The following is a 17,012-nucleotide window of genomic DNA, read 5'->3' as shown; positions in this document are numbered from 1 at the left end:
GGCTCGGTCACGCCGCAGGGGCTGGGATGTCGTCGCGCAAGATGCAGTGGTTGCCGCTGTTGCTGATGTTGGTAGGCATTGCATTGCTGGCGACCTCGGCCTGGTTTGCCTGGCGCAAACCGGCGCCGCAGGTCACCGTCGCGCCGCCACCTGAGCCGCTGACCACAGCGGCGTTTTATCGCCCGGCGAGCAGCGATTGGTGGCTGTATTTCGGTGCTCAATCAGCGCTCAGCCAACCGGCGCTGAAAACACTTCCGACACTCGATCCCGACACGCCGGCATTGCCCGCCGGTTATCCCGCCGCACAGGCCGTTGCCGCTGCTGGCGCGCTGCGCATCTGGCAGTTCCCGGCCGGACAGGTCCTGCCGTTGCCAGCACCGCTGGCGGAGCGCAAGGGCCGCTGGCATATCGAGCAACTGGACGACGCCAGTCTGCTTTTCTGGTTACCCGAAGCAGTCAATACCACGGCGGTGGATCGCGTTGCCGAGCCGCTGGCCGGCAGCGGGCTCATTCGGCGGGCGTGGTTGCAACAGCGCTTGAATTGGCCGGCGGCCAGCTGTGAAGCCCTGCCACTGTTGCTGCAACAGCTGCCGGACGACGCCCAGTTGCATTTGCGTCAGGACAACGATGGCCTCAGTTGGCAGATTGTCTGGCCCAGCTTGCCCGCTGCGCTGAGTGCGCTGTTGCAAAGTGCCGGCGCGCCGCAGGCGAGTCATGCCGACGACGACAGCTGGTTTTGGCGCGAAGCGGATCTGGCCAATTTACCAAGGCCGGAGGCTTGTCCTGCCAGCGTCGCTGGCGGCGGCTTTGTCGCGCGGCTGTGGCAGCAGCAAAGCGAATTGCAAGCCGCGCTGGCGCGACCCGGCGCCAGCAAACTGCAGGGCTCTCCGTTGCCTTTGCCGGCCGGTATCCAACTCAAACCGGTGTCGCTCAGCAATGGTGCCGGACTTGCCAGCGGCGCGCTCGCGAGCGCTTGGTTGAGTCAGCAGAGCCTGCTGCCGGAAAACGGTCTGCTGCTGGCCGTGCAGCATCAACACAGCGACGATTTCGCCGGCATGCAGCTGCGTTTGCAAACGCTGCCTCCGGCTGGCTTGGTGTTGCAGTGGCGCTGGCCGCTACCCTGAGCGATGGCAACCATTTGCAGCGGACTGCTGCAGAGCGCAGTGCGGCAGCGAGTCACTCTGTTCAGTACCTTTCAGTACCGTTCATTCCCTTCTATTGCTGTCCATTGGCGCACCGCAGCAGCGTACGCACTTCTGTAATCGGTCCGAAAATCGATTCCAGATTCGATCCGGAAATCAACACCGCAATCCGCTGAAAAATTCGCACGCCTATCCGCACCAATATCGGCACAAAGTCCCGCACTAAGATCCGCGCAAAAATCGGCGGTGAAATCATGACCCGCATGGGGTAGAGTCAAACCCTTCCTGATGGTTTGGTGTTCCTCTCATGCTCCGTCAAACATTGTCCCGCACGCTGGCCCTTGGCTTGTCGCTTTGCGGCCTGCTCACCCTCAGCACCGCGCACGGCGCTACCGATGCCCTGCTGCTCAGCAACATCCACGGCTACCGCGTTGACGCCAGCGGTCGGCACACATTTTCCGCGCTGCTGGTGGAAAACGGCAAAGTTCGGGCCTATGACGACAGCGCCATGGCGCTGGCCGATTCCCTGCACGCCCAGCGGCTGGATGGCGCTGGCAACGTCGTGCTGCCCGGATTGATCGATGCTCACGGCCACGTGCAGGACCTCGGCCAGGAACAGATGCAGGTGGATCTGCGCGGCAGCACCACGCTGCAAGACGCGCTGAATCGCATCACTGCATTTACCCGTCACGCAACGGCAACGAACTGGCTGCAAGGTCGCGGCTGGAATCAGGTGCTCTGGCCGGGTCAGCAATTTCCAACCGCTGCCGATCTGGATCACATCAGCGCCACCCAACCCATCGTCATGGAACGTGTCGATGGCCACGCCATCTGGGTCAATTCGGCCGCGCTAAAAGTGGCGGGCGTCAATGCCCAAACTGTCGACCCGGCCGGCGGTCAGATCATTCGCGACAGCAAGGGCAATCCCGCTGGCGTGTTCGTCGACAATGCCATGAGTCTGATTCTTGATCGGATGCCGCCGGCGTCGGCCGATGAACGCCGTCAGCAATTGCTCTCGGCACTGAACGCCTTGGCCAAACTCGGCATGACCGGCGTGCACGATGCCGGCATTCCGTACAGCGATTACCAGCTCTACCAGCAACTCGGCCAGCGTCAGCAGTTGCCGATTCGGGTTTACGCCATGCTGGCGGACAGCCCGACTGATCGGAAATGGTTGCAACAACCACCGGGACCCGCGCAATTCGATAACCGCCTGTATTTGCAAGCGCTGAAAATTGTTGCCGATGGCGCGCTTGGCAGTCGTGGCGCGGCGATGCTGGCGGATTACAGCGATCAACCGCAGCACCGCGGTCTGATGCTGTACACCGCCGCCGAATTGCAGGCCGTCACCGCACTTGCGGTCAACCACGGCTGGCAGGTCAACATCCACGCCATCGGTGACGCCGGCAACCAGCGGGTGCTCGATACCTTTGCTGCCGTTTTGCGTGATGACAAAGCGCGGGCACTGCGTCACCGCATTGAACATGCCCAGGTGTTGGCGCTTACCGATATTCCACGCTTCAAGGCGCTCAATGTCATCGCCTCCATCCAGCCGACTCACGCCACCTCGGACATGAATATGGCAGAAACGCGTATCGGTCCGGAACGCATCAAAGGCGCCTATGCTTGGCGCAAATTGCTCAATGCCGGCGCCCATCTGGCCGGCGGCTCCGATTTTCCGGTCGAATACGCCAATCCGTTCTATGGTCTGCACGCCGCCGTGACCCGTCGCGACCGCGATGGTCAACCACCGGGCGGCTGGTACCCCGATGAAAAACTGAGCCGCGATGAAGCGCTCAAACTGTTCACCTTCGATGCGGCCTACGCCGCGCGCATGGAAAATCTGACCGGGTCACTGGCCATAGGACAATACGCCGATTTCATTATTGTGGATCGCGATTTCTTCACCGTGCCGGAACAGGAAATCGCGACCACCGAGGTGCTGTCGACTTGGCTGGCCGGCAAGAAAATATATTCCGGCGCGGACTGAACCCCGCCAGCCAACAGGAACCAAAGCTTCCGTTGTCTCATTGCTCAGCAAGGAAGGTTGACCATGAAGTGGAAATTGTCTGCACAGCTGAAAATCGGCCTGGCCTCAGCCTGTTTTACCGTGCTACTTGCCGCCTGCGCCGGTAAACAGGATCCAAGCGCGGCGCAAGAACAACGCCGTCAGCAGCAACAGCAAGACGAAGAGCAACGTATCGAAGTGACCGGCTCCCGGATCGCAGCCGCCGAAATGGCCGCGACCAGCCAGCGCGCGACAGCCAAAGCATCGCCTGTTGCCATGATGCTGGCACCGCCGCCAGCGCAACCGGAAAACCGCGAGAATTACCAGAAGCTGGCTGACAATCCGGTCAAGGTAACCAGCCGCGAACCGGTTTCCACGTTCAGCATCGACGTCGATACTGGCGCGTACAGCAATATGCGGCGTTTCTTGCGTGCGGGCCAGTTGCCGCCGGAAGATGCCATCCGGGTTGAAGAGCTCATCAATTATTTCCCCTATGCTGACAGCGTACAAAAAAGCCCACACCCGTTCACCGTGCAAACCGAACTGGCGCCGTCGCCATGGCAAACCGGCAACCAGCTGCTGCGCGTTCGCATCAAGGCTACCGACGACAAAACCGGCACCATGCCGGCGAGCAATCTGGTGTTTCTGGTCGATGTTTCCGGCTCCATGGATTCGCCTGACAAGTTACCAATGGTGCAGGCGACGCTGAAAATGCTGGCCCGGCAGCTGCGCCCGCAGGACCGCATCGCACTGGTCGTTTACGCCGGCCGCACCCAGGTCGAGCTGGAATCGACGCCCGGCAACCAGCAGGACAAAATTCTGGCGGCAATTGATCGGCTCACGGCCGGCGGTTCAACCGCCGGCGAAGCGGCGATGACGCTCGCCTACCAGCAAGCCCGGGCCGGCTTTATCAAAGACGGCATCAACCGCATCCTGATGGCCACCGATGGTGACTTCAACGTCGGGCTGAGCAATGTCGACACGCTGAAAGACATGATCGAACGTGAACGCAAGTCTGGCGTTTCGCTGACCATGCTTGGCTTTGGCACCGGCAATTACAACGATTATCTGATGGAGCAGCTGGCCGACGTGGGCAACGGCAATTTCGCCTATATCGATTCGGTCGATGAAGGTCGCAAAGTGCTGGTGGACGAAATGCGTTCGACGCTGAATACCGTCGCCGCCGATGTAAAGCTGCAAATTGAATTCAATCCGGCCCAGATCGCCGAGTACCGCTTGATCGGCTATGAAAACCGCATGCTGAATGAAGAGGACTTCAATAACGATAAAATCGATGCCGGCGAAATCGGTGCCGGCAAAACCGTGACGGCGTTGTACGAGCTGACGCCGGTAGGCGGCAAGACCCTGACCGAACCTCGCCGCTATGGCAACGCGACTGAGACTAGAACCAGCAACGAAACGACGTTCAGCAATGAGCTGGCATTCCTGCGCATCCGCTACAAACCACCGGGCGCCAGCGACAGCCAGCTGCTGACCCAACCCATCACCGCGAACCAGCTCAAACCAGCGCTGACTTCCGCCTCCGCCGATTTTCGTTTCGCGGCCTCGGTTGCAGCCTTCGGCCAATTGCTGCGTGGTGGCAAATACTTGGCCAAATTCGGCTACGACGACGTGCTGGCACTGGCCCAATCCGGGCTCGACAATGATGAAGGCGGCTACCGGCGCGAATTTGTCCGGTTGGTGCAAATCGCTCGCGAGCTGAGCCCGCAAGCACCGGCCGGGCAATAGCACAGCACCGACCGCGCCAGCAAAAAAGCCGGCCCACCGCAAGCGGTGTGGCCGGCTTTTTTATTCACAGATTGCCGGTGAAATGCCCAGCTTCAGTCGTCAAGATCCATCGCTGCCCGCAAGGCTGCCCGCGCCAGCGTTCGGGTGGAATCGATGATCGGCAGTACGGAATCGGTGCCGGTGATGAGCAAGGGAATTTCCGTGCAGCCAAGCACGACGGCATCACAATGCCGGCTCGCCAACTGGTTGATCACCGACTGAAAGTATTGCCGCGAACTGCCATTGAGCACGCCGCTAATCAGTTCGGAAAAGATGATCTCGTTGATACGCTTGCGTTCGGCCGGTTCGGGAATTTCGTAAGCGATGCCGTGTTTGGCCAGCGCCGCCGGATAGACCGGGCCCTCCATCAGATAGCGCGTGCCCAGTATGCCGAGCCGTTGATAACCACAAGCGGACGCTACCAGAGCCACCTGCTCGGCAATGTGCAGCCACGGTGCCGGCGCCCGTTTACGCACCAGATCCAGCCCCTGATGTACGGTGTTGTCCGGACACACCAGCAGCTCCGCACCGATGGCAACCAGCTTGTCGGCCGATTGCAACATCAATTCACCGACCTGATCCCAGCGGTCGGCATCGATGGGCCGCATATAGTCGGCCAGCGAAAAGCTGTGCAGACAAATTTCGGGATGGCGATGCTCGCCAAGCAGACTCGCCGCCTCATTGCAGATCGTACGGTAACACAGCGCAGCGCCTTCGGCACTGACCGCGACAATACCAACCGATTTCAAGGGTTTCATGATTGTCTCCGCTGCGTATTGCGGGCTTGTCTTGTGCCTTCACTGATTACAAGCAACGGCAATGTCACGCCAGTGATGACGTCAGCACGCTGCTCTCTTACCGTCTCACTGTCTCACCTTGTCACCATGACATCGCACTGGCACTGGCGGTGATCATGCATCAGCCGGCACCAAAGGCGGATGCCCAAACGGTGAAGACAACGCCAGCGAGGTATAGCCCACCAAACACCGTCTTGTTGTGCCGAGCAAGCCAGAGCGGCAAATAAATATCAAAGTTGTCCTGTCGCTGCGGAGTATAGCGGGCGGCCACGTCGGTCAGCGGGCAGCGCATCCGGTTGACGAGCAGCACGATCACTTCCAGAAAAACCAATCCGATCAAACCCCAGGCCAGCCCGAGATCACCGCGCACGGTAAAAACGGGAATCGCCAAAATCGAGCCAGCAAAGACCGCCCATACCAGGGTATGGATCACTTTGATGGCACGTAGGGTCGAAGCCGCATCCATCGGGATCTTGTCTCAAAAAAAAGTCGACCGGCGCTGCGTTATTCAGGGCCCGCACAGCAGATCCCGGGCGTATCCGACTCTCGCTTACTGACCACCGGGTTTATGTTCCGGCAACCGACAACGCCGCTCGCTTACACCGTAGCCTGCAGTTGCCAAATCGCCAAGGCAAGCCCGCCGAACAGACAACACTCGGCCACGCGCTGAATCAATCCGCGGAACGAATCGGTCGGGATGACCGCCAGCGCCACGGCCGTGCCGAGCACGACAAAGCCGGCGCTCTTGAACGGCTGACCAAGTTGCTCGGCGATCCGCATCAAAGCGAATCCGCCTCCGGCATACTCCACCGCGCCGGCAAGATTGTGCAGCGCCTGCCGCGTCGTGCCCGACATCGGCGAACCCGGATCACAGGGAAACGCCGCCGCACCGATGTAGCCAACGGCGATGCACAGCGCGAGCATCGCAACTGCTGCTGCGGCCGGCTGAACCAGATAGGCAACCGGCAACAGGGCCAGTCCAATCGGCAGAAAAAGGCCAAACGCAACAAACCGCTGACTGGGCGCACCCATCTCGCCAATCTCGCTAATCGAGTGCTTGATGTGGCTGTATCCCGCCTTGCGTGGCGCCAAGACCAGCAGGCTGGCAAAAAGGTAGCAGGCAGCAAGCATCGTTACGGCAATGGCGAACATGCCTTGTCTCCGAAGATGGGGTTTGACATGACTGGCGCACAACAGCGATCACTGCGAAGGGCGACCCGTTGCGCAAATCATGAAGAGAATCAGGAAATGTGATCAAAGATGATGACTGAGTGCACCCGCCAGCGCACGGCTTGCATCACCCGCGGCAAAACCGATTACCGTATCGCTTCACACAATTCCGTCATCACATTCACGCCAAGCGCAGATTGGCGTCCGTGATACGACGTGACAGCCACAGCAAATAAGCTCCGACAATCACATCCACGGTGAAGCAAAAGACCGGATAACCGTCAGGGACGCCGGCATTGGTGATGAGTCGGTCGTGCACCAGATCATACAATCCGTGAGCGATCCACAACGCGCCGACCACCACCGCGGAATGACGGATGCTCACGGTCGCAAAGACCAATCCGGCAACGACATACGGAATACCGTAAAGCATCTCGGTGACGCCGATAGCCGGCGCTCCGGCATACAGGGCAAAGCTTGCATACAAACTGGGAAGCGTCAGCAGTCCGATGGCATACACCCAATGCTGGCCACGAATGACCCGGGCGAACACGATGGTGAGAACCCCTACGGCAACGCCGATAATGGCTGCAAGCACGACGGCCTCCTTTGATTGACTGGCATTTGCGCATCACGCATCACGCATCACGCATCACGCATCACGCATCACGCATGAGAAAAGCCATCCGGCGCGTCGTTTTACCGGCTGGTGCAGGCACTAGCAATAGCATCTTGCGCAGCGCGTCGAAAAGCTTCCACCACCGGCAATTTGTATCAAATCTCGACAAGCCCAGCACAAACAGCCTACCGATTCGGCGAGGAATGCCCCGACCAACACCGTATCAACTGGCCGGCATCGCCGACATATCCATCCACATTGCACCCCAGACATGACCGTCGGGGTCGGCAAAGTCGCGGCCGTACATGAAGCCATGATCCTGCACCGGATTGATGTCGGCGATTCCGCCATTGTCAAAAGCCGCCTGGTTCATCGCATCGACCTCCTCGCGTGACTCGCAGGAAATATTGAGCGCCACCTCACTCGAGGTTTTCGGCGGAATCGGCCGTGTGGTAAAGCTGCGCCACTTTTCGTGAGTCAGCAGCATGACGCTGATCGTCTCGCTCCACACCATCAATACGCCGCTCTCGTCCGAGCATTGCGGGCTTTTGACAAAACCCAGCGCGGTATAAAACGTCTGTGCGGTGCTGAGATCAGCGACCGGCAAGCTGACAATAATCGACCGGGCCATGGCGAACTCCTGTTGTTGGGATGGGCGGATGGCCCCGCGACGGAGGCCGGTTGCCCAGCACGTTAGGCTACAGCAGGGAAACGTGCATAGATGCAGCGATTGCGCAGACTACCGTCGGGGCCACGTCTGACACTGCGGTGCACACCTTCAAGAATAAAGCCACAGCGCTCGGCTACCGCTCGTGACGCCATGTTGGCCTCATCGGTGACCAACTCCACGCGCACGGCACCCAGTCTTTCGAATGCCCAGCTCGTCAGCGCATTCACGCCCTCTGCTGCGTAGCCCTTGCCCGTCGCGCTTGTTCTGAGCCAGTAACCGACTTCCGTCCTTGGCAGTTCCCAATCGGTCCGATGCAGACCAATCGAACCCACGAGGCGGCCGCTACTCTTTTCGAACGCCAGATAGGCAAGATCCGCGCGGTTCAGGAAATTGGCTTGGGCCTGACGGCAGCGAACCAGCGCATTCTCTAGAGTCTGCTCGCAATCAACCCAAGGCAACGCCCACAGAGTCGACCGAAGTTCAGCAATTGATTCGACGATGGCATCGTGCAGAGCCGGCGCATCGTCCTCCCGGAACGAGCGGAGCAGCAGCCTCGGCGTTTCGACGCTGTGGGGGACTGAAAACGTGAGAGGATTTGGCATGGGTTCTGCGGCCTAACATTCGAGCGATGCGGACTGTGGCGGCATAGCGCCGCGCTCGCGATGCGCCAGATACATCTTGTGCGCGTCGTGAGCGACGAACCATGCCAACGCGTTTCAGCGAGGTACAGGCCGCACGTTGCGCTGTGACTACCCGAGCAGCTGTGGATTTGATTGCCACAGGGACAATGTCAGCGCAGCAGCAAATGTGACCCACGCCAGGTACGGTGCCAGAAGAGCAGCGGCAAGGCGACTGACCCGCCAGAACACCACCATCGTAGCAAGGATGAGCGACCAAAGCAGCAGGACTTCCACGAATGCTGCTGAGCCAAGTCGCCACGCAAAAAACAGCCAACTCCACAGTGCATTGGCCAAAAGTTGCGCGGCAAAAAGACCAACTGCAAGCCTGACAGCTTGCCAATTTTCAGAACGCCAAACGAGCCAGACGGCAATGGCCATAAGGGTGTAAAGCACCGACCATACTGGCCCAAACAACCAGCCAGGGGGAGCCCACTCGGGCCGCACAAGTTCAGCGTAAAACGAGCGCGCTTGCACCGACGCCAAGGCGCCCACAGCGGCAGTGGCGTAGGTGACACCGAAGGCAACGATGAGCGCCATTGCCTGGGCGCCAATTGATGGGCGGTATGCGGTCATGTGAGCCTGCTATCTATCTATACCTGAGTTAAGCGTCAGGCTGCGCGCTGACACGCTGCGCACCGTGTAGAGACCGGCAATATCAATCACGATGTGCTCGATGATCGCCGGGATAAGTCCCGCGAAGTGCGCAATGGCGGACAAAGCGAGCCCAACGACAATCAAGCCAGCGGCCTGAACCAAAACGCGCTTGTTGAGCGTGTTGAAACGATAGGCCTTGGCGTGAGCGAGGACAAAGAGCAGCAACGAAATCCATACGCCGAGCCAGCTTTGCAAGGCGCCCCGGAAGAGAATCTCCTCGCCGATGCCAGCGGCCGACGCCAAAAGAATCGGGTTCCATCCGCGAAGATCCAGCCGGCTGTAACTCTCAACGGTGTGCTGCGCGGTGGGCCGACCGGCAGCCAATTTGTACGCGACCCAAGCATTGAGGCAGGCGGCCGCGCCAAGACCAAGTGCGACCAGCACCTGTTGGATAACGGTAAGGCGCGAGAGGAACAGGGACGGAAACGGCTTGCCGGTAGCGAAGCAGATCAGAAAAGCGGCCAGCACCATGATCGAACAGAGCGTCCACTGCCGGCCGAGACCAATCGGCGTTTTAGAGAGTTCAACTGTCGACATATTTCCCCTGATACCCAACACCTGTATTAAGTCGAGCCACGAAGTTGCTTCGGCTTAATTGAATTGTTAGTGCCCATTGCGACGATGAGCCCAAGAGCGCCACTGCGGTACGAACCAGGCCCACCAGCGCCAAAGCAATCCAATGAAATCGTGAAGCTTTCTACGCGTAGCTTGGATATGAAAACTCCTGTACCCCAGTCGATGCGGGGGCCGATTGCAATTTTCGATGCCAGCATGCAGCCAAATCATGAAGCGGCATCAACAAAACCGCGTAATCAGGCGGTTATCCGCTGGAGCGCGAGCCGAAATTTTGCGTCCGCCCAAGGGCCGGCACAGCCAAAGAAAAAGAGCACGACACCATAGCCTTTGCGAGCAGCGGTGAGAACCATAGCATCGTACAGCTTGAGCAGAAAAGGACTGAAATACGTCCAGACTTGTGCACCGACAAGCAACAAAAACAAGTCAAGTCCCGCAGCATCAATGAGCGGAACCAAGAGTCGCAATTCAGGATGCAGGGAAAGCAAAAGAATGACCGCGACGGTGGCAATAAAAACAAGGCGTTCCCGCCAGGACTTGTTTTTCCAGTTGAACAGTTTCATCTGCGCACAAATGCCTAAGGTGAACCTACGCTGCCAAGCCGCATGAGTGTAAATGCAGTCTGAGCCCGTTGCCTAGTCAACAACCGCCATACCCGGCGGATAGTAGGTGACCTCAAAGCGAATGCCGTCAGGGTCTTTCATGAACAAGGCAATAGCACCACCGAGGTTTTGAATCGCCGGAATCTCGAAACCGGCTTTGCCCATGGCCTCCCGGATGGCATGAACCTGTTCGGGTGTCGAGGCGCTGAAGCCAAGATGGTTCATTCCGGCACCATAGCGTTCGTACGGGCGGGTATCAGGCTTTGCTTGCAAAAACTGAAAAAAGAACCCGTCGCCATCTGTCCAGACATGATCTTTCTTCTTGGAAAAACCAACGAGCGGCAGCAGATGCTCGTAATAAGGCATGCTGTGATCCAGCGATGACACCAGCAAGGTCACATGGTCGATCTTCATTCGTGAGCAACTCCAGCAAAGTCCGACATCAAGGTTGAATCACGGCATCACCAATAGCGAGGCCATCAGTCTGAACCGTTAACCAATCCCCGGCTTGCTTCCTGGCCTTGACGGGCCATTACCGTTTCTGGGGTGCTTCCCACCGATTCTACCGACACCGACAACGGCTCTCGCAACGCGCATAGCAGCCATAGGGTATGCATTCCAGCCGGATTAAATATCCGTAACGCATCCGCGCAATTGCCGCCAATTACAGCACACGCTGAACCGGCACGCCTTTTCGCAAGGTATTGTGTACCTCTGCAACGGAGTCCGTCTCGCTCAGCAGCTGGGCGATGGCCTGCGGCGAAGCGGAAGACGTGACCGTCGCGCGATAGCGCACATCCGAAGCGGCGAGGCCGACGCCGGTGAACTGCGCTGACGCTTGCACCTGCACCGCGTCAAGTTGAAGACCAAGACGGGCGGCCTCGCGATAAAGATCATTGCAATAGCAGGTTGCCAGCGCGAGCATCAGAAGCTCGCCGCCGTTGGTCGCCGATCCACCGCCCGCCGGCTTTGGCGCGATATTCAGTTGATGCACGGCATCACCAGAGCAAACTGTCACTTGGTGAGTACCGGGCGAACTGACTACCGTTGCGGATATTTCCACGATGCACCTCGGAGAGTGAGCGACGTCGGTAACGATAAGCTAAGGGGCGCCGCGTAGCGGCGTCCCAGCAGCCGAAGGCTGCGATTTAAGCGCCTTGTTAGATTGCACCTGCTTAACACCCATTGTGCCACCCGCACCCAAGAAGAAATTCACCATTTTCTAGAGGAGTGAGTGCGATTGTATTTGGGCAGCCCGTTGGATTGGAAACAAATTTACCAAGACTCTCATTTGTGTACGGAATTATTTCCTGCAGTTTTAATAGTTTTACCATTTTCTTATAGTCGCCCTTGAATTGAGCATATGTAAATGCGCCGAAATCGAAATTTGAATTTTCAGTCTCGGATATCACTGCTGAGGTAGTAGCCTCACCAATTTTCAGTGGTTCTTTAAGAATGGCAACCGCCTTATATGAAGTGCCTTCACCAAAACCATATGCCGCATAACCCGCATCGAAGTTGTTTCCTTTTTCTACCAGCTCATAAACAGCTTGGGCTGGATCTCCTTTGCATATGATTGCATCGGCTAGGTTACGATGAGCACCATCTTTGTCGTTTGCTATAGCGACTGCCGAGATAAACTGCAAAGAAACAATAACTGAAAATTTAAGGAAATATTTCATAAGCACTCTAACGCCCGCGTTCACGGCGCGGCCGAGCGAAGCGAGGCCGTCGCCCGTGGAACGCGTTGTTAGGCAGCACTTTCGTCACGACGCGAAACCACCAGATATGCAGTGAACAGAACGATCATCAGGGAGTCGACGATGACGGCTATGCCGACCTTGCCGAGATATTGTGTGCCGTAGGTCAGTATCAGGGAAATGAAAACGACCTTGCTCGTGCCTGCGACGGCCAAAACCAATCTGCGTACGTGAGGCCGGAACGCGCCGTAAATGAGCATCGCCCCGATCAGTGCGATCAGTGCGCCCCAATTACGCACGACGATCTCAGCCAAGGGGCCTTCGAGCGAATCCCCAAACGTTGACCGCAGGGCAGCTTGGGGAGCGAATGCCGCCTGGACCATAGTCAGAGTGAGCAGGCCAGACACCAGCATCGCCCATTTGAAGTTGCGGATGAACCAGCTCATGGCGCCTCCTTGTGCTGCCTAACGCCCGCGTTCACGGCGCGGCCGAGCGAAGCGAGGCCGTCGCCCGTGGAACGCGTTGTTAGGCAGCACTTTCGTCACGACGCGAAACCACCAGATATGCAGTGAACAGAACGATCATCAGGGAGTCGACGATGACGGCTATGCCGACCTTGCCGAGATATTGTGTGCCGTAGGTCAGTATCAGGGAAATGAAAACGACCTTGCTCGTGCCTGCGACGGCCAAAACCAATCTGCGTACGTGAGGCCGGAACGCGCCGTAAATGAGCATCGCCCCGATCAGTGCGATCAGTGCGCCCCAATTACGCACGACGATCTCAGCCAAGGGGCCTTCGAGCGAATCCCCAAACGTTGACCGCAGGGCAGCTTGGGGAGCGAATGCCGCCTGGACCATAGTCAGAGTGAGCAGGCCAGACACCAGCATCGCCCATTTGAAGTTGCGGATGAACCAGCTCATGGCGCCTCCTTGTGCTGCCTAACAACTGAGTTGACCGGCGCCGGAGCGCCAGCGAAGGGGGCCGAAACGCGCAGCGTTTTGGCGTCCGGTCGGATGATTAGTTAGGCCTGTGGCGCTGTGCAAGTCTTATCGCTCCGTTGCTTACATCGGCCTGTCGATCGGCGCGGCAATGGGTACACGTCCCGAGATTTTCGGCTGAGAGCATTGCCGTGAGCACTCGGTGTTTCCGCATCAAGCTCGCTTGTGCGCGAACACCGTGAGCTCACGGTAACATAAATGTTTTCAGCTGAAAATTCGGCCGACTCCCATTTTCGTGTGCGTTTCGTCGTGCACGCTGTGCGAAATTTACGCTTCGCATTTTGATCGCGCTGCAACCTATCACGGCCTAACGAAAAGTTAAAAGGCATTTTGCAGCAACGCTGCAAAATGTCCAGCGGAACGAAGTGAAGCGGTTTTGAACGCCTTGTTAGGATTTGACATTAAATGTGATTCATTCATCGAAGTATAGACGCTTTAATTTAAGCGAATTTTTCGCGTATAAATTCAACGCTCTAACTATAGATTCAAGCCAGACCCAACACACAGGCCCATAATAGGCATCATTGCGCTTTCTCTTTCATCTGGCGTTTTGGTGCTATCTTTAGCCTCAGCCAACTTCCTTTCGTACATTTTTTGCGTTGATGGACCTCGTTTACCAATGAAGTCTTTACACGCCTGCTCTAACGAAGAAATTCTGTCGTCAATTGGAATTGCTTTGTCTGTTAACGACTTCATTGTCGGCGGAGTAACTACATTTTCAGCCGAAGCATTCCCTATGAAAAATATCGCAGCGATAGCTAATGCTGTTGAAGATATGGCTTTGTATTTCATGATTACTCCTAACGATTAAGTAAGCGGCGTCGCGTAGCGACGTCCGGCGCCGAAGGCGCGAACTTGATTGTGTAGTTAGGCCTGCTATGGTTGCCAAACATTGAACTCACCATTTTCAGCAACAGAGATCAAAATGAATTGTTGCCGCCAATCAACAAGGATTAAGCCATGCTTTTTGTTTAGCGTGGCAAAAGCCCGTGAAAGCATCATGTCATCTGCGCCAGCTAAATAGGCTCCGAGAACAGATATGCCTTTGCTGTTTACTTGCCCGTAGAGATACGCGTTTGTGCCAAGCAATAATGAAAAGCCATCCTTTACTTGGCCGAGCGGTTTTGACGCTGTTACCAGAATTGGTGCTGGCAATAACTGGGATGAGGTTTCGTTGCTAATCACCATGGGGGAGATTGTTATCGGAGTTATCTGCTCACGCGTGATTTGCCTAGAATAAATCTTTAACCAGCCATTCTTGGTCCTATTGGCTTTTTCAAATAGCTTGTATTCCTTTAACAGTTTCTGAATTTCAGGAAGGCGACTGCCTGGAAAAAACTCCAACTGAGCCCATTCGTCTTCGTGAAATTGCGGGGCACCCTGAAAGCTTTCTTTAGTTGGGACGCCATACTCTATTTGATCTGCCGCCACGGTGGGCATGGTGTATCGAATTTTGTTTATATCGACATTTTCAATTTTCTCGGCGGCCTGCGGCATTGAAGACATGCCGATTGCGGCTAACAAAGATGCAACAAGTTTTTTCATGGAATGAAAGGCCTAACAACTGAGTTGACCGGCGCCGGAGCGCCAGCGAAGGGGGCCGAAACGCGCAGCGTTTTGGCGTCCGGTCGGATGATTAGTTAGGCCTGTGGCGCTGTGCAAGTCTTATCGCTCCGTTGCTTACATCGGCCTGTCGATCGGCGCGGCAATGGGTACACGTCCCGAGATTTTCGGCTGAGAGCATTGCCGTGAGCACTCGGTGTTTCCGCATCAAGCTCGCTTGTGCGCGAACACCGTGAGCTCACGGTAACATAAATGTTTTCAGCTGAAAATTCGGCCGACTCCCATTTTCGTGTGCGTTTCGTCGTGCACGCTGTGCGAAATTTACGCTTCGCATTTTGATCGCGCTGCAACCTATCACGGCCTAACTAATGATTAGGCGGCATGCCGCCTAACGGTTTTTGGATGTCCCGGAATTTGACTGAATTTACTCGGTTATTCAAGAGCTTGGGTTGCTTTTGTTGACGCGTCCGACATTGATTAGGCGCCATGGCTGTTCTGCTGGTTTTGGGTGCCTCCTAATCATGTTGACCATTTGAGTTCTTCAGCACCGATTCTCTTTAGATTCAATTGGTTATCAGTTTGCGTGAGAGTTGGCTTACACCGCTATCTGCCAGGTACAACCTGCAATAGTGGCAGATTTTCGGCCTTGGCATGCTTTTTCGCCGCTGACCGTTGTTCATTTGTCCGGCTAGGATGGCCCGATTTGCAGAGATGCCAAGAGGGAGCTATGGCGCAGAAACTGATGGATCAGGTTGTTGAAAAGCTGCGAGTCGAGCACTACAGCCTGCGCACGGAGAAAACGTACTGTCACTGGATTCGTCGCTTTATTCTGTTTCATCGCAAACGCCATCCAGCGGAGATGGGCAAGTACGAGGTGGAGCAATTCCTGAGCGCCTTGGCGGTGAAGGACAAGGTATCTGCCAGTACGCAAAATCAGGCTTTGGCTGCATTGCTATTTCTGTATCGCAAAGTATTGAGCACCGATTTGCCCTGGCTTGACGATGTAGTACGAGCCAGGCGTACCGTTCGTATTCCGGTTGTATTGTCACCGAGTGAAGTCAGGGCGGTGATACAGGCACTGCCCGCACCATACCAATTGATGGTCCAGCTACTCTATGGCGCTGGCTTGCGACGAACCGAGCTGTTGTCGTTGCGCGTGAAGGATGTGGACATGGGGCTTTCCATGCTCACTGTACGCGAAGGCAAAGGTGGGAAGGATCGGGTTGTGCCGCTACCGCAGGCTTGTCGGTCAGCTTTGACTGAGCAACTACGCGCTTCACGTCTGGTTTATGAACAGGACCGTGCCCAGAAATTGCCCGGTGTTGTACTGCCGTGGGCCTTGGAAAAGAAATACCCGAAGGCTGGTGAGACGTGGGCATGGCACTGGCTGTTCCCGCAAGCCGAGCTTTCCCGCGATCCAAGAACAGGCATTACGAGACGCCATCATTTTTACCCGCAAACCTTGTCGCGGGCGCTTGCTCGGGCGGTTGCTGGCGCAGGCATCAACAAGCTGGTTCGTTGCCATACCTTTCGGCACAGCTTTGCGACGCATTTACTGCAAAGCGGAACGGACATTCGGACCATTCAAACGCTACTGGGTCACAGTCATGTCGAAACGACGATGATTTACACCCATGTTGCCAAGGTAGGCGCGGGAGCAGTGAGCCCATTGGATCGGTTGTGAGCACTTGCGGAAACTGTTGGTAGTAGCACGACGGTGATTCGTGAAGAGAGTTCACCCTCACCCCAGCCCTCCCCCGTCAAGGGGGAGGGAGATAAGTCACTACCTCGCTATACGTCGCCCCGCGCAACAAGCCACTCGACTCCATCGCATGTCGGTGCGGCGGATAATCGCGATAGGAAGGATTCGGATGGACTGTTGCGACGGATCGTGTGGAGAGCCTCCCCTCTCCCCGGCCCTCCCCCGCGAGGGGGGAGGGAGACAAATGCCGATCAGTTAGGAGAGTCCGTCATTCCCGCGCAGGCGGGACAACGTGACAGGAGTCACGTTGGACGGCGAAGCGGCCCGTAGGGTGAGCGCCAAGGA

General features: G+C 56.9%; 20 protein-coding genes. 4 read left to right on the top strand and 16 right to left on the bottom strand.

Annotated elements, in window-relative coordinates; all coding sequences use genetic code 11:
* Positions 1-26: 26 nt before the first annotated feature.
* The 3 genes from HPT27_RS16350 to HPT27_RS16340 all read left to right on the top strand — a co-directional run bounded on the left by HPT27_RS16350 (position 27) and on the right by HPT27_RS16340 (position 4,899).
* Positions 27-1,124 carry a hypothetical protein gene (locus HPT27_RS16350; protein ID WP_172245777.1) on the top strand — a complete coding sequence of 366 codons (1,098 nt, stop codon included), beginning with the start codon at positions 27-29 and terminating at the stop codon, positions 1,122-1,124.
* Between the two features lie 325 nt (positions 1,125-1,449).
* Positions 1,450-3,132: an amidohydrolase gene (locus HPT27_RS16345; protein WP_172245775.1), complete on the top strand. Its 1,683-nt coding sequence runs from the start codon at positions 1,450-1,452 to the stop codon at positions 3,130-3,132.
* A 63-nt stretch (positions 3,133-3,195) separates the two neighbouring features.
* Complete coding sequence (locus HPT27_RS16340) at positions 3,196-4,899, top strand: vWA domain-containing protein (RefSeq protein WP_172245773.1); 1,704 nt, start codon at positions 3,196-3,198, stop codon at positions 4,897-4,899.
* Between the two features lie 92 nt (positions 4,900-4,991).
* On the opposite strand, the gene HPT27_RS16335 is transcribed toward HPT27_RS16340, so the two are convergent.
* From HPT27_RS16335 to HPT27_RS16260, 16 genes are all read right to left on the bottom strand, one after another.
* Positions 4,992-5,696: an aspartate/glutamate racemase family protein gene (locus tag HPT27_RS16335; protein ID WP_172245771.1), complete on the bottom strand. Its 705-nt coding sequence runs from the start codon at positions 5,694-5,696 to the stop codon at positions 4,992-4,994.
* Between the two features lie 160 nt (positions 5,697-5,856).
* Complete coding sequence (locus HPT27_RS16330; RefSeq protein WP_172245769.1) at positions 5,857-6,201, bottom strand: hypothetical protein; 345 nt, start codon at positions 6,199-6,201, stop codon at positions 5,857-5,859.
* Between the two features lie 131 nt (positions 6,202-6,332).
* Positions 6,333-6,887, bottom strand: a complete 555-nt coding sequence (locus HPT27_RS16325) for a DUF998 domain-containing protein (protein ID WP_172245767.1) — start codon at positions 6,885-6,887, stop codon at positions 6,333-6,335.
* A 199-nt stretch (positions 6,888-7,086) separates the two neighbouring features.
* Positions 7,087-7,503, bottom strand: coding sequence for a hypothetical protein (locus HPT27_RS16320; RefSeq protein WP_172245765.1), 417 nt, complete (start codon positions 7,501-7,503; stop codon positions 7,087-7,089).
* A 244-nt stretch (positions 7,504-7,747) separates the two neighbouring features.
* Positions 7,748-8,155, bottom strand: coding sequence for a VOC family protein (locus tag HPT27_RS16315; RefSeq protein ID WP_172245763.1), 408 nt, complete (start codon positions 8,153-8,155; stop codon positions 7,748-7,750).
* A gap of 62 nt (positions 8,156-8,217) precedes the next feature.
* On the bottom strand, positions 8,218-8,796 hold the full coding sequence (locus HPT27_RS16310; RefSeq protein ID WP_172245761.1) for a GNAT family N-acetyltransferase: 579 nt from the start codon (positions 8,794-8,796) through the stop codon (positions 8,218-8,220).
* A 147-nt stretch (positions 8,797-8,943) separates the two neighbouring features.
* Positions 8,944-9,447, bottom strand: a complete 504-nt coding sequence (locus tag HPT27_RS16305) for a TspO/MBR family protein (protein WP_172245759.1) — start codon at positions 9,445-9,447, stop codon at positions 8,944-8,946.
* A 9-nt stretch (positions 9,448-9,456) separates the two neighbouring features.
* Complete coding sequence (locus HPT27_RS16300; RefSeq protein ID WP_172245757.1) at positions 9,457-10,065, bottom strand: CPBP family intramembrane glutamic endopeptidase; 609 nt, start codon at positions 10,063-10,065, stop codon at positions 9,457-9,459.
* A gap of 275 nt (positions 10,066-10,340) precedes the next feature.
* Entirely contained in the window at positions 10,341-10,664 is a 324-nt protein-coding gene (locus tag HPT27_RS16295) for a hypothetical protein (RefSeq protein ID WP_172245755.1), read from the bottom strand.
* A 72-nt stretch (positions 10,665-10,736) separates the two neighbouring features.
* Positions 10,737-11,117 carry a VOC family protein gene (locus tag HPT27_RS16290; RefSeq protein ID WP_172245753.1) on the bottom strand — a complete coding sequence of 127 codons (381 nt, stop codon included), beginning with the start codon at positions 11,115-11,117 and terminating at the stop codon, positions 10,737-10,739.
* A 250-nt stretch (positions 11,118-11,367) separates the two neighbouring features.
* Complete coding sequence (locus HPT27_RS16285; protein WP_211198078.1) at positions 11,368-11,697, bottom strand: OsmC family protein; 330 nt, start codon at positions 11,695-11,697, stop codon at positions 11,368-11,370.
* Positions 11,698-11,878: 181 nt separating this feature from the next.
* Positions 11,879-12,385 carry a hypothetical protein gene (locus HPT27_RS16280; protein WP_172245749.1) on the bottom strand — a complete coding sequence of 169 codons (507 nt, stop codon included), beginning with the start codon at positions 12,383-12,385 and terminating at the stop codon, positions 11,879-11,881.
* Positions 12,386-12,453: 68 nt separating this feature from the next.
* Positions 12,454-12,849 (bottom strand): DUF4345 family protein, encoded by a 396-nt coding sequence (locus HPT27_RS16275; RefSeq protein WP_172245747.1) that lies wholly within the window; start codon positions 12,847-12,849, stop codon positions 12,454-12,456.
* 79 nt (positions 12,850-12,928) lie between these two features.
* Positions 12,929-13,324: a DUF4345 family protein gene (locus HPT27_RS16270; protein ID WP_172245747.1), complete on the bottom strand. Its 396-nt coding sequence runs from the start codon at positions 13,322-13,324 to the stop codon at positions 12,929-12,931.
* A 555-nt stretch (positions 13,325-13,879) separates the two neighbouring features.
* A complete protein-coding gene (locus HPT27_RS16265; protein WP_172245745.1) occupies positions 13,880-14,194 on the bottom strand; it encodes a hypothetical protein in 315 nt (104 codons plus the stop codon).
* Positions 14,195-14,278: 84 nt separating this feature from the next.
* Positions 14,279-14,947 carry a hypothetical protein gene (locus tag HPT27_RS16260; protein WP_172245743.1) on the bottom strand — a complete coding sequence of 223 codons (669 nt, stop codon included), beginning with the start codon at positions 14,945-14,947 and terminating at the stop codon, positions 14,279-14,281.
* A gap of 745 nt (positions 14,948-15,692) precedes the next feature.
* Between HPT27_RS16260 and HPT27_RS16255 the strand changes: the two genes are divergently transcribed.
* Positions 15,693-16,649, top strand: a complete 957-nt coding sequence (locus tag HPT27_RS16255) for an integron integrase (RefSeq protein WP_172245741.1) — start codon at positions 15,693-15,695, stop codon at positions 16,647-16,649.
* The last annotated feature ends 363 nt before the right edge of the window (positions 16,650-17,012 follow it).

Origin of the sequence: Permianibacter fluminis, assembly GCF_013179735.1 — a bacterium.
Classification (GTDB): domain Bacteria; phylum Pseudomonadota; class Gammaproteobacteria; order Enterobacterales; family Permianibacteraceae; genus Permianibacter; species Permianibacter fluminis.
This window is presented reverse-complemented; position numbering and strand designations above follow the sequence as displayed.